13 protein-coding genes are annotated in these 13,730 nt (G+C 70.9%); 7 read left to right on the top strand and 6 right to left on the bottom strand.

The features are described from left to right. Nucleotides 1-192: 192 nt before the first annotated feature. On the bottom strand, nucleotides 193-771 hold the full coding sequence (locus tag I4Q55_RS28160) for a TetR/AcrR family transcriptional regulator (protein WP_206791788.1): 579 nt from the start codon (nucleotides 769-771) through the stop codon (nucleotides 193-195). Between the two features lie 92 nt (nucleotides 772-863). Between I4Q55_RS28160 and I4Q55_RS28155 the strand changes: the two genes are divergently transcribed. The 6 genes from I4Q55_RS28155 (at nucleotide 864) to I4Q55_RS28130 (ending at nucleotide 7,863) form a co-directional block, all read left to right on the top strand. Continuing rightward, nucleotides 864-2,330: an aldehyde dehydrogenase family protein gene (locus tag I4Q55_RS28155; protein ID WP_206791786.1), complete on the top strand. Its 1,467-nt coding sequence runs from the start codon at nucleotides 864-866 to the stop codon at nucleotides 2,328-2,330. Nucleotides 2,331-2,457: 127 nt separating this feature from the next. Further along, complete coding sequence (locus tag I4Q55_RS28150; RefSeq protein ID WP_206791785.1) at nucleotides 2,458-4,026, top strand: amino acid permease; 1,569 nt, start codon at nucleotides 2,458-2,460, stop codon at nucleotides 4,024-4,026. A gap of 9 nt (nucleotides 4,027-4,035) precedes the next feature. After that, nucleotides 4,036-5,694 carry a choline dehydrogenase gene (gene betA / locus I4Q55_RS28145; RefSeq protein WP_206791784.1) on the top strand — a complete coding sequence of 553 codons (1,659 nt, stop codon included), beginning with the start codon at nucleotides 4,036-4,038 and terminating at the stop codon, nucleotides 5,692-5,694. A 197-nt stretch (nucleotides 5,695-5,891) separates the two neighbouring features. Continuing rightward, on the top strand, nucleotides 5,892-6,212 hold the full coding sequence (locus tag I4Q55_RS28140) for a bifunctional 3-phenylpropionate/cinnamic acid dioxygenase ferredoxin subunit (protein WP_206791782.1): 321 nt from the start codon (nucleotides 5,892-5,894) through the stop codon (nucleotides 6,210-6,212). Beyond that, a complete protein-coding gene (locus I4Q55_RS28135) occupies nucleotides 6,209-7,357 on the top strand; it encodes an NAD(P)/FAD-dependent oxidoreductase (RefSeq protein ID WP_206791781.1) in 1,149 nt (382 codons plus the stop codon). Before I4Q55_RS28140 ends, I4Q55_RS28135 begins: the two co-directional genes overlap by 4 nt. Before the next feature lie 11 nt (nucleotides 7,358-7,368). After that, nucleotides 7,369-7,863, top strand: coding sequence for a putative immunity protein (locus I4Q55_RS28130; protein ID WP_206791780.1), 495 nt, complete (start codon nucleotides 7,369-7,371; stop codon nucleotides 7,861-7,863). 182 nt (nucleotides 7,864-8,045) lie between these two features. Here the strand turns inward: I4Q55_RS28130 and I4Q55_RS28125 are convergent, their stop codons facing one another. The 5 genes from I4Q55_RS28125 to pdhA form a co-directional block, all read right to left on the bottom strand. After that, nucleotides 8,046-9,026, bottom strand: a complete 981-nt coding sequence (locus I4Q55_RS28125; RefSeq protein WP_206791779.1) for a hypothetical protein — start codon at nucleotides 9,024-9,026, stop codon at nucleotides 8,046-8,048. Beyond that, the gene (locus I4Q55_RS28120) at nucleotides 9,023-9,571 is read right to left on the bottom strand and encodes a hypothetical protein (protein ID WP_206791778.1); all 549 of its coding nucleotides are present in this window, start codon (nucleotides 9,569-9,571) and stop codon (nucleotides 9,023-9,025) included. The genes I4Q55_RS28125 and I4Q55_RS28120 overlap by 4 nt, the downstream gene beginning before the upstream one ends. 157 nt (nucleotides 9,572-9,728) lie before the next feature. Continuing rightward, nucleotides 9,729-10,910: a dihydrolipoamide acetyltransferase family protein gene (locus I4Q55_RS28115; RefSeq protein ID WP_206791777.1), complete on the bottom strand. Its 1,182-nt coding sequence runs from the start codon at nucleotides 10,908-10,910 to the stop codon at nucleotides 9,729-9,731. Continuing rightward, nucleotides 10,903-11,901, bottom strand: coding sequence for an alpha-ketoacid dehydrogenase subunit beta (locus tag I4Q55_RS28110; RefSeq protein ID WP_206791776.1), 999 nt, complete (start codon nucleotides 11,899-11,901; stop codon nucleotides 10,903-10,905). The genes I4Q55_RS28115 and I4Q55_RS28110 overlap by 8 nt, the downstream gene beginning before the upstream one ends. Beyond that, nucleotides 11,901-12,971, bottom strand: a complete 1,071-nt coding sequence (pdhA, locus tag I4Q55_RS28105; RefSeq protein ID WP_206791774.1) for a pyruvate dehydrogenase (acetyl-transferring) E1 component subunit alpha — start codon at nucleotides 12,969-12,971, stop codon at nucleotides 11,901-11,903. The genes I4Q55_RS28110 and pdhA overlap by 1 nt, the downstream gene beginning before the upstream one ends. A gap of 132 nt (nucleotides 12,972-13,103) precedes the next feature. Here pdhA and I4Q55_RS28100 point away from each other — a divergent pair, with 132 nt between their 5' ends. After that, nucleotides 13,104-13,580, top strand: a complete 477-nt coding sequence (locus I4Q55_RS28100) for an Lrp/AsnC family transcriptional regulator (protein ID WP_206791886.1) — start codon at nucleotides 13,104-13,106, stop codon at nucleotides 13,578-13,580. Nucleotides 13,581-13,730 lie beyond the last annotated feature (150 nt).

Raw genomic sequence — 13,730 nt, 5'->3', positions numbered from 1 at the left:
AGAGTGACTGCCGCCACGACCGCCTGTCAACCCACGTTCCGCCCACGATTCCGTGCCGTTCGGGGCATCACACGTGATCGAGCGGGCATCACGCGTGACCGGAGGGGCATCACACGTGATTCGGCGGGCATCAGCCCGATGCCCCGTCAATCACGCGAGATGCCTCTCCAAGCACGCGTGATGCCCCTTTCGTCACACGGCGGGGCCGTCGATGGCTCGGCGGAAGAGGGTTTCGATCTCGTCGCGGGTGGGGCGGGGATCGGCCAGGGCCGCCTGCATCAGGAGGCCGCAGAAGAGGCCCGCCAGGAGGCGGCCGGTGAGCGGGTCGGTGCGGGAGCCGAAGAACGCGATCAGGGCGTCGTCCCAGGCCGCGCTCGCCTTGCGCAGGGCCGGCCGGTGCAGGGCGGCCACGTACAGGTCGTACTCGACGACCGTGTCCCGGTACTGCTCGTTGATGTAGCCCATGACCAGGTCGGCGAGGGCCGCGGCGAAGTCGGCGTCCGGCGGGAGCGCGGCCTCCCACTCCTTCAGCGCGTGGACGTTCTTCTCCGCCGCCTGGTGCAGGGCGACCTCCAGGAGGTCGTCCAGGGTCGCGAAGTGGTAGGTCGTCGAGCCGAGCGGGACGCCGGCCGCGGCCGCCACCGACCGGTGCGTGACGCCGTCGATCCCCCGCTGCGCGACCACCTCGATCGCCGCCTTGGCGATCCGGGCGCGCCGCTCGGGGTCGTTCGGACCGCGGCGCCGCGTTGCGCCGGGTTCGCTCTTGGCCATCGGGCCCCCTTGTGGACATCTGTACACACTTCGCGTACAAATGTACGCACTCTCGACACGAAGCAGCCACTACCGATCCGGGAAGGGCGCCCGTGAAGGACCTCTACATCGACGGAATCTGGTTGGACGCGGCCACCGGGACGCGTTCCGACGTGCTGAACCCGGCCACCGGCGAGGTCATCGTGACCGTCGCCGAAGCGGGGAAAGCCGAGGTCGACGCCGCTGTCAGAGCGGCGAGGCGGGCCTTCGACGAGGGCCCGTGGCGCCGCACGACCGCGGGTGAACGCGCCCAGCTCCTCCGCAGGACCGCCGACCTGCTGGTCCGCGACCGCGAGGAACTCGCCCGCACCGAGAGCCTCGACACCGGCAAGACGCTGGGCGAAGGCCGCATCGACATCGACGATGTGACGAACGTCTTCCGCTACTACGCCGACCTCGCCGACAAGGACGCCGGCCGCGTGGTCGACGCCGGCAGCGCGACCGTCGTCAGCCGGATCGTGCACGAGCCGGTCGGGGTCTGCGCGCTCATCGCGCCGTGGAACTACCCCCTGCTCCAGATGTCCTGGAAGGTCGCGCCCGCGCTGGCCGCGGGCAACACCGTGGTGCTCAAGCCCAGCGAGGTCACCCCGCTCACCACGATCAAGCTGGTCGCACTGCTGGAAGAGGCCGGCGCGCCGGCCGGCGTCGTCAACCTCCTGCTCGGCGACGGCCGGGCCGGCGCGGCGATGGTCGAGCACCCGGCCGTCGACCTCGTCTCCTTCACCGGCGGTTACGCGACCGGCGAGAAGATCATGACGGCAGCCGCGAAGGGCGTCCGGCGGGTCGCCCTGGAGCTCGGCGGCAAGAACCCGAACGTGGTGTTCGACGACGCCGAGTACGACACCGCGCTCGACTACGCCCTGATGGCGGCGTTCGTCCATTCCGGACAGGTCTGTTCAGCGGGCGCGCGGTTGATCGTCCAAGATGGAATCCATGACCGGTTCGTCGCGGACCTCGCCGCGCGCGCCGACCGGATCCGGGTCGGGAACGGCCTGGATCCCGCGACCGAGACGGGCCCGCTCGTCTCGGCGCAGCACCGCGCGAAGGTCGAAGGCTACATCGAAAGCGCTCTCGCCGCGGGCGCGAAACTTGAAGCAGGCGGAAAGCGGCCGGAAGGACCCGAGTACGAAAGCGGTTTCTTCCTGCGTCCCACCGTGTTTTCCGGCTGCACGCGGGACATGGCGATCGTCCGGGAAGAGGTCTTCGGCCCGGTCGTCACCGTGGAACGCTTCACGACCGAGGCCGACGCGATCGCGCTGGCCAACGACACCGAGTACGGGCTCGCCGGAGCCGTGTGGACGTCGGACGCGTCCCGCGCCCAGCGCGTCGCCGGGGCCCTGCGCCACGGCACCGTGTGGATCAACGACTACCACCCCTACCTGCCGCAGGCGGAATGGGGCGGTTACGGCAAGTCCGGCATCGGCCGCGAACTCGGGCCGTCCGGGCTGGCCGAGTACCAGGAGAGCAAGCACATCTACCAGAACATCGATCCCGTTCCGCAGCACTGGTTCAAGGGCTGAAGCTTATTCTGGTCAGCCCGCCGCGCCCCGCGCGCACTGCCGCCGGCCACCGCGAAAGTCATGCGGCGGGCGACGGCTGAATAAGCTTCACCGAATTCCCCCTCCCCACCACGTGAGGACGCATACGATGACGACTCGGGAAATACCGGCGGGCGGGGGGCCTGCCCCGGACGACAGCTCCGACCTCGAAAAGTTCGGCTACCGCCAGGAGCTCGAACGCTCACTGGGTTCCTTCTCCAGCTTCGCCGCCGGGTTCTCCTACATCTCGATCATGACCGGCGTGTTCCAGCTGTTCTTCTTCGGCTTCGGCGCGGGCGGGCCGGCGTTCATCTGGACCTGGCCGCTGGTCTTCCTCGGCCAGCTCTGCGTCGCGCTGTGCTTCGCCGAGCTGGCGGGGCAGTTCCCGCTCGCCGGTTCGGTCTACCAGTGGGCCAAGCAGATCGCGAAGCCCGCGACGTCGTGGCTGGCCGGCTGGATCATGATCATCGGCGCCATCGTCACCGCCGGCGCGGTCGCGGTCGCCTACCAGATCATCCTGCCGCAGGTCTCGACCGCGTTCCAGATCGTCGGCAGCGACTCCGACGCCGGCCTGACGTCCACCCCGGGCGGCGCGCAGAACGCCATCATCCTGGCCCTGGTGCTGGTCGTGTTCGCCACGATCGTGAACGTCATCGGCGTCAAGCTGATGGCGAAGATCAACAACTTCGGCGTCGCGGTCGAGCTGTCCGCGGTCATCCTGCTGATCATCGCGCTGGCGGTGCACATCAAACGCGGCCCGCAGGTCGTCCTGGAGACGCACGGCGCGGGTGAGGGTCACTCACTCGGGTACCTCGGGGCGTTCCTCGTGGCGTCGCTGATGAGCGCGTACGTCTTCTACGGTTTCGACACCGCGGGCTCGCTCGCGGAGGAGACGACCCAGCCGCGCAAGCACGCGCCCCGCGCGATCCTGCGGGCGATCACGGCGTCGTTCATCGTCGGCGGCCTGGTGATGCTGGTCGGCATGATGGCCGTGGGCGACATCAACGCCGAAGAGCTGAGCACGTCCGGCATGCCGTACCTGCTGAAGAGCACGCTCGGCCCGTGGCTGGGCAACGCGTTCCTGATCTGCTCGGCGATCGCGATCACCGTGTGCTGCCTGGCCGTGCAGACCGCGGCGATCCGGATGGCGTGGGCGATGGCCCGCGACGGGCGGCTGCCGTTCAGCAAGGCGATGGCGAAGGTGTCGCCGCGCTCGAAGACGCCGATCCTGCCGGCGCTGCTCACCGGCGGCCTGACCGTCGTGGTGCTGCTGATCAACCTCGGAAACCAGCGGGCGTTCTTCATCCTGACCTCGACGGCGATCATCCTGTTCTACATCCCCTACCTGATGGTCACCGGCCCGATGCTGCTGCGCCGCCTGCGCGGGCAGTGGCCGCGCCCCGGACACGGCCCGTACTTCAAGCTGGGCCGCTGGGGCACGCTGGTGAACCTGGTCGCGGTGGTCTACGGCGCCGCGATGACGGTCAACCTGATCTGGCCGCGCGCCGAGGTCTACGGCGACGACCACTGGTACTTCCAGTGGGGCGCGGTGATCGTCACCGCGCTGATCGTGATCATCGGCGCGATAATGCTCTACGTCCGGCGGCGCACCTGGGGCTCGGCCCACACCAGCCCCGAACACATGCCGGACAGCACCCCGGACACCCTGCCCGGCTGAGGAGGACGCATGAGTTCCGATACCTACGACTTCGTCATCGTCGGCGGTGGCTCGGCGGGCTGCGCGCTGGCGAACCGGCTCTCGGCCGACCCGTCGAACAAGGTCCTCGTCCTGGAGGCGGGCCGGTCGGACTGGAAGTGGGACGTCTTCATCCACATGCCGGCCGCGCTGACCTTCCCGATCGGGTCGAAGTTCTACGACTGGGGCTACCGCAGCGAGCCCGAGCCGTACATGAACCGCCGTCGCATCTACCACGCGCGCGGCAAGGTGCTCGGCGGGTCGTCCAGCATCAACGGGATGATCTTCCAGCGCGGCAACCCGATGGACTACGAGCGCTGGGCGAGCGATCCCGGGATGTCCACTTGGGACTACGCGCACTGCCTGCCGTACTTCAACCGGATGGAAAACTGCCTCGCCGACGCTCCCGACGGCCAGTGGCGCGGCCACGACGGCCCCCTCGAACTGGAGCGCGGACCGGCGTCGAACCCGTTGTTCCAGGCGTTCTTCGACGCCGCCGAGCAGGCGGGCTACCCGCGCACCGACGACGTCAACGGCTACAAGCAGGAAGGCTTCGCGGCGTTCGACCGGAACGTCCGAAAAGGACGTCGGCTGTCGGCGGCCGGCGCGTACCTGCACCCGGTGATGCACCGGCCCAACCTCACGGTGAAGACGAACGCGTTCGTTTCGCAGGTCCTCTTCGACGGCACCCGCGCGGTCGGCGTCGAGTACGCGCAGGGCCGGGGCGTGCCCGGCGAGGTGTACGGCAAGGAGATCATCCTCTGCGGCGGCGCGATCAACACCCCGCAGCTGCTGCAGCTGTCCGGCGTCGGGAACGCCGCCGAGCTGGAGAAGCTCGGCATCGACGTCGTGAAGGACCTGCCGGGCGTCGGCGAGAACCTCCAGGATCACCTGGAGGTGTACATCCAGTACGCATGCAAGCAGCCGGTGTCGATGCAGCCGTCGCTGGCGAAGTGGAAGCGGCCCTACATCGGCGCGCAGTGGCTGTTCCTGCGCTCCGGGCCGGCCGCCACCAACCACTTCGAGGGCGGCGGGTTCGTCCGGTCCAACGACGACGTCAAGTACCCGAACCTGATGTTCCACTTCCTGCCGGTGGCGATCCGCTACGACGGCTCGGCGCCCACGGAAGGCCACGGCTACCAGGTGCACGTCGGCCCGATGTACGCCGACACCCGCGGCTCGGTGAAGATCAGGTCCACCGATCCGCGCGAGCACCCGGCGATCAAGTTCAACTACCTGTCGACCGAGACCGACCGCAAGGAATGGGTCGAAGCGGTGCGGGTGGCGCGGAAGATCCTCAACCAGTCCGCGCTCGACCCGTACAACGGCGGCGAGATCTCGCCGGGGCCGTCCGTGGAGACCGACGAAGAGATCCTGGACTGGGTCGCCAAGGACGCCGAGACCGCGCTGCACCCGTCGTGCACGACCAAGATGGGCGTGGACGACATGTCCGTCGTCGACCCGCAGAGCATGCGGGTGCACGGCACCGAGGGCCTGCGCGTGGTCGACGCGTCGGTGATGCCCTACATCACCAACGGCAACATCTACGCCCCGGTGATGATGACCGCCGAGAAGGCCGCCGACCTGATCCTCGGCAACACCCCGCTCGACCCGATCAAGCTGCCGTTCTACCGGCACGGGGAGAACTAGCCTCCGACGTCGCAGGGCCCGTACCGCCATCCTCGGTACGGGCCCTCGGCGTGCCTGGAATACCCGTTATCAGGTAACGAAAACTACCGGGGCGTACCCCCTTGACGGCGGTCGGCGCCGGACTCAGACTTGTTGCGTATCACAGTTGATGTTCCCCCATGCGCAACACAGTGTTGAATTCAAAGCAGGAGGCGGTCATGATGCGCGCGTGCACGGTGGACGAGCTTCCCCCCGGCGAGTCCGTCCGGATCCCCGGGCAGCCCGCCATCGCGGTGTTCCACACCGAGGAGGGCGAGCTGTACGCCATCGACGACACGTGCACGCACCAGGACGCCTCCCTGGCCGACGGCTGGCTCGAAGGCTGCTTCGTCGAGTGCCCGCTGCACGCGGCGCTGTTCGACCTGCGCACGGGCATGCCGACCTGCCTGCCGGCGAAGGACCCGGTGCGCACGTACACCGTGGTCGTCGACGAAGGCGTCATCTACGTCCAGGGCGTGGCCGGCGAGGACGCCGCGTGAAGCGCGTCGCGGTCGTCGGCGCGTCGCTCGCCGGGGTCCGCGCGGCGCAGGAACTGCGCGCGCAGGGGTACGACGGCGGCGTCGTGCTGATCGGCGACGAGCCGCACCTGCCCTACGACCGGCCGCCGCTGTCGAAGGCCTTCCTGGCCGGGACGGCGTCGCGGGAGTCGCTCGACCTGCTGGACGCCGGTGACCTGGCGTCGCTGGCCCTGGACTTCCGGCTCGGCGTCCGGGCGACCGCGCTGGAGCCGGCCGCCCGGCGCGTGCTGCTGTCCGACGGCACGTCGGTGCACGCGGACGGCGTCGTGATCGCCACCGGCGGCCGGGCGCGCACCCTGCCGGGCTTCGAGGGCGCCCACACGCTGCGGACGGTCGACGACGCACTGGCGCTGCGGGCAGCCTTGGTGCCCGGGGTGCGCGTGGCCATCGTCGGCGCCGGGTTCATCGGGGCCGAGGTGGCCTCGACCTGCCGGTCTCTGGGTCTCGACGTCGTCGTCCTGGAAGCACTGGCCGCGCCGCTGGCCCCGGTGCTGGGCCCGTCGCTGGCCGCGGTGTGCGCCCGGCTGCACGCCGACCACGGCACGGAGCTGCGCTGCGGCGTTCAGGTTTCCGGCTGCTCGCCGGCCGGCGTCGAGCTGGCTTCGGGTGAGCTCGTCCCGGCCGACGTGGTCGTGACCGGCGTCGGGATGACACCGGCGACCGAGTGGCTGGCCGGTTCGGGGTTGAAGGTCGGCAACGGCGTCCACACGGACGCCGGGCTGGTCACGGACCTGCCGCAGGTGGTCGCGGTCGGCGATGTGGCCCGCTACGGCGGACGGCGGCACGAGCACTGGACGAACGCCTCGGAGCAGGCGCCGATCGCGGTGGCCAACCTGCTGGCCGGGCACACCGCGCGCACGTACACACCCAGTGGTTACGTGTGGTCCGACCAGTACGCGGGCACGCTGCAGCTGGCCGGCCACCCCCGCCCGGACGACCAGCTGGTGTTCGTCGACGGCGACCCGTCGGCGGCTTCGTTCGTGGCCACCTGGCAGCGCGACGGCGAGACGGTGGGCGTGTTCGCGTTGAACAACGCGAAGCTGTTCAACCGCCTGCGCCGGCAGGCCCTGCGCCGCCCACAGTTTCAACCGGCGGTTCAAGGATAAGCTTCAGGGGCATGGAGCTGGATCTTGACGAGCTGCGGACGTTGACGGGCTGGGCCGCGGACTGCGCCGCCCGGGTGTTGCCGTTGATCCCGGACGACCCCCGCCCGGCCGCGGCGATCTCGGCGGCGCGGGAGTTCGCCGCGGGAGGTCCGCGCACCAAGGCCCTGCGTACCGCGGCGTGGAACGCCCTGGCGGCGGCCACCTCGGCGCAGCACCCGGCAGCCGCGGCCGCCGCGCGCGCGGCGGTCGGCGCGGCGGGCGCGGCCTACCTGCACCCGCTGGGGTCACCGCACCAGGTGAAGCACATCGTCGGCCCGGCGCAGCAGGCCGCGTTGGCGAGCGAGCTGGCCGGCGGTTCCGCGGAGACGGAGATCGAGTGGGCGCTCACCCACGCCCCGGCGGCCGTGCGCGACACCCTGCGCAAGTTCCCGCCGGGCAAACCGGGCAAAACCCGCCTCGGCGAGTTGCACCGCAAGCTGGAGTCAGCGCTCCGCACCAGTGCGTGAAGGGGCATCACCCGTGTCTGGAGGGGCATCACCCGTGTCTGGAGGGGCATCACCCGTGTCTGGAGGGGCATCTCGCGTGTCTGGAGGGGCATGACTCGTGATGCCCCTCCAATCACGGGTCATGCCCCTCCAATCACGGGTGATGCCCGCCTGATCACGGGTGATGCCCGGCGGATCACGGGCTAGAGGGCGAGGTCGTCGAGCTCCGACTCCAGCCTCGCCCGCCAGGTCCAGCGGCGTTCCGTCGTGTCCGCGTCCTCACCCGCCGGCGGGCCGAGCGGCAGGGCCTGGTCCGTCACCCCGAACGTCACCCGGTACGCCAGCACCGACGCGGCCGTCCGGATCCACGCGTCACCCGACGTACCCGACGGCGGCGCCACGCCCAGCGCGTGCCCGAACCACACCGGCAGCAGCGCGTTCGACCCCAGCGCGTCGGTGATCCGGGTCCGCAGCCGCACCTGCAGGTCGTGCCACGCCCGCTCGGCCCGCTCCAGCTGCGGCACCACCCGCGCCTCGACCGCGTCCGCCTCGCGCAGGGCCAGCCGCGCCTGGTCCGCCGCCGCGGCGGCCGCCGGGATCTCCTCGTCCAGCATCGTCCGGCGCCGCGTCGACAACGCCCGCAACGACGACTCCGCGTCACCCCGGGCGCGCGACGAACGGTCCGTTGACGCCAGGACGCCGATGACATCCCGCAGGTCCGCGTCGCACCGGGCCAGTGCCGCCCGCACCGAGTCCAGGTGCGCGATCTCCTCCGCGTACCGGGCCCGCTGCTCCTTGGTGACGAGCTCCTTGTGCAGGTCGTCCCAGCGCGCCGCCTCCGCCGCGAGCGCCCGCGTCTCCGCGCCGACGTCGTCGAGGTCGGCCTGCGGGACTCCGTCGGACACGCGGACCGCGCGCTCCAGCACCCGGACCTGCTGCCGCAGCCGCTCCAGCTGCCGGCCGAGCAGGTCGAGCCGGTCCTGCTGATGGTGCGGGTCACCGCTTTCGAGCCGCTCGGCCAGGTCGGCGACGTCCTGACCCAGGCGGTCGTCGGCCGCGCGCAGCCCGTCGACCGCCGCGAACAGCTCGTCGAGATCGCGCCGCGTCGGGTCGACGGCGTCCGGGTAGTCGTACTCCTGGGTGAACTCCGGGTCGTCGCCGTAGGTCGCGTAGCCGTGGCTCATGGGGTCCGGCTTTCCCGCCACAGCAGCGCGATCGTGCCCGCGACGCCCAGCGCCGTCAGGACCGTGCAGACCACCGCCCCGGCCCACGGGACCAGCGCGAGAACCAGCGCCACCGCCGTCACGCTGCCCGCCCACGCCGCCCGCGTCCGCTCGCGGATCACCGCTCCGGCCCGGCGGACCGGCGCGAAGCCGACCCACAAGCCCGCGCCGAACAGCGGCACCAGCACGAACAGCCAGACCGGCGACAGCACTTCGAACAGCACCAGCGCCGCGGCGACCAGCGGCACCAGCACGGGCGCGGCCGCGAACCAGACGACCGCGCGCTGCGTGGCCGCGTGCCGGGACTCGAGCTCGGCGTCGGCCAGCCGCCGCTTGGCCTCGTCGAACGCCACCTCGGCGTCGAGCAGCCGGTGGGCCGTGGCCACGAGCTCGTCCATCGCCTCGACGCTTTCGGGCGCGGTCGCGAGCCCGTCGCGCAGGTCCTGCTTGAACCGGGCGACGCGCCCCTCCGCCAGGTCGCGGTCGTGCTGGGCCGGTGTCGTCACGCAACCACTTTACTAATCCGGCCAAAAGTAGGCCGACCATCGCGCGGCACGTAAGTGTTACTACGAAAGTCATCAGGCCGTGACTGTGGTCGGATTAGTAAAGATCGACACAGTAGTGCCGCCGCCGTCACCACCGGCCAACTCGGCCGGTGAGTCGTCAGAGGTCCCCGAGGGCGGTGACCGGCGACTCCACGCAGTCGGCGACGAACCGCAGGAACCCGCCCGCCGTGCCGCCGTCGCACACGCGGTGGTCGAAGGCCAGCGTGAGCTCGCAGATCTTCCGGGCCGCCAGGGCGCCGTCGACGACCCACGGCCGGTCGATGATCCGGCCGATGCCGAGGATGGCCGCCTCGGGGTGGTTGATGATCGCGGCCGAGCCGTCGACGCCGAAGACGCCGTAGTTGTTGACCGTGAAGGTGCCGCCGGTGAGGTCCGCGGGCGCGAGCTTGCCCGCCCGCGCGGTGCGGGCCCGGTCGCCGATCGCCGCGGAGAGGTCCCGGGTGGACAGCGTCCCGGCGTCCCGCACGACCGGCACGACGAGCCCGCGGTCGGTCTGCGCGGCGAACCCGAGGTGGATCTCGTCCAGCAGCACGATCTCGTCGCCTTCGACGCGCGAGTTCAGCTCCGGGAACCTGCGCAGCCCCGCGACGGCGAACCGCGCGATCAGCCCGAGCAGGCTGACCGGCCGGTCGGACTTGGCGTTCAGCGCGGCCCGCGCGGCGACCAGCTCGGTCGCGTCGACGTCCACCCACACCGTGGCCTCGGGGATCTCCCGCCGGGACGTCGCCAGCTTGTCGGCGACGGCCTTGCGCACACCGGTCAGCGGGACGCGCTTGCCCTTCGCGACGGGCTTCTTCAGCGCCGCCTCGACGTCGGCGCGGCGGATGATGCCGTCCGCGCCGCCCGGGGTGAGCCGAGCGAGGTCGATCCCGTTGTCCGACGCCAGTTTCCGGACGAACGGCGAGATCACCCCAGGCTGCTTCGGCCGCGTGGGCGCGGTGGTGCGCACCGGCCGCCGGGCGCGCTTGCGCCGGGTCGCCGGCGCGGTGCCGTAGCCGATGAGGACGTTGCCGCTGCCCGACGACGTCGTCACGCCGGGCTCGGCGAACCCGCCGACGCTCAGCAGCGGCGCGCCGACCGGCAGCAGCTGCCCCGGCTCGCCGTGCAGCGCGGACACCACGCCGGCGAACGGCACCGGCACCTCGACCGCAGCCTTCGCCGTCTCGACCTCGACGACGACCTGGTCGACGTCGACGGTGTCGCCGACCTCGACCCGCCAGTCCACGATCGCCGCCTCGGTCAGGCCTTCGCCGAGGTCGGGCAGCAGGAAGTCAGGCACCGGCCACCACCGGCGTGTCGTCCCACTGCAGGCGCGCGATCGTGTCGAGGATCCGGTCGACGTCGGGCAGCATGTGCCGCTCGAGCTTCGGCGCCGGGTACGGGATGTCGAGCCCGGTCACCCGCAGCACGGGCGCGTGCAGCTGGTGGAAGCACTGTTCGGTGACGCGCGCGACGACCTCGGCGCCGTAGCCGCCGAAGCCGGCGGCCTCGTGCACGACGACGGCCCGGCCGGTGCGGCGCACGGACGCCGTCACGGTCTCGTCGTCGAACGGCGACAGCGAACGCAGGTCGACGACCTCGACGTCCCAGCCCTCGACCTTCGCCGCATCGGCGGTTTCCAGCGCGGTGGCGACCATCGGGCCGTAGGCGACGAGCGTGACGTCCTTGCCGTGCCGGCGGACGACGGCCTGGTCCAGGCCGGGCCCGGTGCGGGTGAAGCTGACCTCTTCGCTCGACCAGTAGCGGCACTTCGGCTCGAGGAAGATCACCGGGTCGGGCGACTCGATGGCGTCGCGAAGCAGGTCGTAGGCGTCCTGCGCGGTGCCCGGCGTGACGACGCGCAGGCCCGGCGTGTGCGTGTAGTAGGCCTCGCTGGAGTCGCAGTGGTGCTCGACACCGCCGATGCCGCCGGCGTAGGGCACGCGGATGACCATGGGCACCTCCAGCGCGCCCCGGGTGCGGTTGCGCAGCTTCGCGACGTGCGAGGTGATCTGCTCGAACGCCGGGTAGGCGAAGGCGTCGAACTGCATCTCGACGACCGGCCGGAACCCGCCCATCGCCATCCCGACGGCGAACCCGACGATGCCGGATTCGGCGAGCGGGGTGTCGAAGCAGCGGTCTTCGCCGAAGTCGGCGGTGATGCCGTCGGTGACGCGGAAGACGCCGCCGAGCGTGCCGACGTCCTCGCCGAACACGAGGACGCGGTCGTCGTCCTTGAGGGCGTCCCGCAGGGCCGCGTTGAGCGCCTGCGCCATGGTGGTGGTCGTCATCAGGCCTCCAGTTCGGCGACGAGGGCGGCCCGCTGGGCCTTCAGCTGGCGGGTCGGTTCGGCGTAGACGTGGTCGAACAGCGACAGCGGGTCGAGCTCGGGCTCGGCGTTGAGGGTGTCGCGGACGGACTGGGCGTAGCCCTCGGCGTCGGCGGCGAACTGCTCGATCTCGTTGTCGCTCAAGCTTTCGCGGCTCTTCAGGAAGGTTTCCAGCCGCTTGACCGGGTCGGCTTCGCGCCACTTCGCGACTTCGTCGGCGTCGCGGTAGCGGGTGGCGTCGTCGGCGTTGGTGTGGGCGTCGATGCGGTAGGTGTGGGCCTCGACGAGGACGGGCCCCTTGCCCTCGCGCGCGTGCCGCACGGCGTCGTCGAGGACGGCCAGGACGGCGACGGCGTCGTTGCCGTCGACCTGCTCCGAGCGCATGCCGTAGCCGACGCCCTTGTACGCCAGCGCAGCGGCGGCGCTCTGCTTCTCGAAGGGCACCGAGATGGCGAAGCGGTTGTTCTGCACGAAGAAGACGACGGGCGCCTTGAAGACGGCGGCGAAGTTGAGCGCCTCGTGGAAGTCACCTTCGCTGGTGGCGCCGTCCCCGATGAGCGCGAGCGCGACGGCGTCTTCGCCGCGTCGCTGCATCGCGTGCGCCAGGCCGGCGGCGTGCAGAGTCTGCGTCGCGAGCGGAGTGCACTGCGGGGCAACGCGCGTCTCGACCGGGTTGTAGCCGCAGTGCGCGTCGCCGCGAAGCAGCGTCAGGACTTCGCCGGGCTTCAGGCCGCGGGCGACGAGGGCGACGGAGTCACGGTAGGTGGGGAAGAGCCAGTCCGCGGTTCGCAGGACGAGCGCCGCGCCGACCTGGCACGCTTCCTGGCCGGCGCTGGAGGGGTAGACGGCGAGCCGGCCCTGCTTGGTGAGCGCGGTGGCCTGCACGTCGAACCGGCGGCCGAGGACCATCAGCCGGTAGGCCTCTTTCAGCCGGTCTTCCGCGGGCTCCCCGTACGGCCCGTGCCGGTCGGCACGGCTCCCGTCTTCGGCGACGAACCGCACGGGGGCAGCCGACGGCAGCAGGGTTTCCACAGCGCACCACCTCTCCCAGACATATGATGCTGAAATGGTGGTTCCCGGCGGTGTTCTGTTCAAGGGTTGGCGGAAATGAGCGACAAACGGCCTCCGGCGGGAGTCCCGGCGGACCAAACGTCCACGGGTGCCCTGGCTCACGGGGCTCTGCCGGGACGAACGGTCCCGGCCCTGGACGACATCGACCGGGCCATGCTGGCGGAGCTGTCGGCGGACGGCCGCCTGGCGGTGCGCGCGCTGGCGGAGCGCCTGCACATCTCGCGGACGAACGCGTACGCGCGCTTGGAGCGCTTGCTGGCGGAAGGGGTGATCACGGGCTTCGGCGCCCGGATCGACCCGCGCCGGGCGGGTTTGGGCACGTCGGCATACATCATGGTGACGGTGGAGCAGACGTCGTGGCGCACGATGGCGACGGACCTGCACGAGATCCCGTACGTGGACCACGTGGCGCTGGTGGGCGGGGATTTCGACATCCTGCTGCTGGTCCGGACACCGGACAACTCGACACTGCGGGACGTGGTGCTGGAGCGGCTGCAGGCACTGGAGGGGGTGCGGTCGACGCGGACCTGGCTGATCTTCGAGGAACTGCCGGGCTCGGTGCCGAGCTGAGCCGACACCGGGGCAAAACCCCTGCCCGGCAGTGCTCTTGACCTTCGGCACCCCGCCGGATATGGGTGGCCCCGCCACCGAGCGACTCTTAGTTTATGTCGAGAATTAACAGGCCGTGCAAACAATCGAAACCCTTGACTGCTTCCCCGT

Origin of the sequence: Amycolatopsis sp. MtRt-6, from assembly GCF_017308975.1 — a bacterium.
Classification (GTDB): Bacteria; Actinomycetota; Actinomycetes; order Mycobacteriales; family Pseudonocardiaceae; genus Amycolatopsis.
The sequence above is the reverse complement of the archived record's forward strand: the minus strand, read 5'-3'. Positions and strand labels throughout refer to the sequence as shown.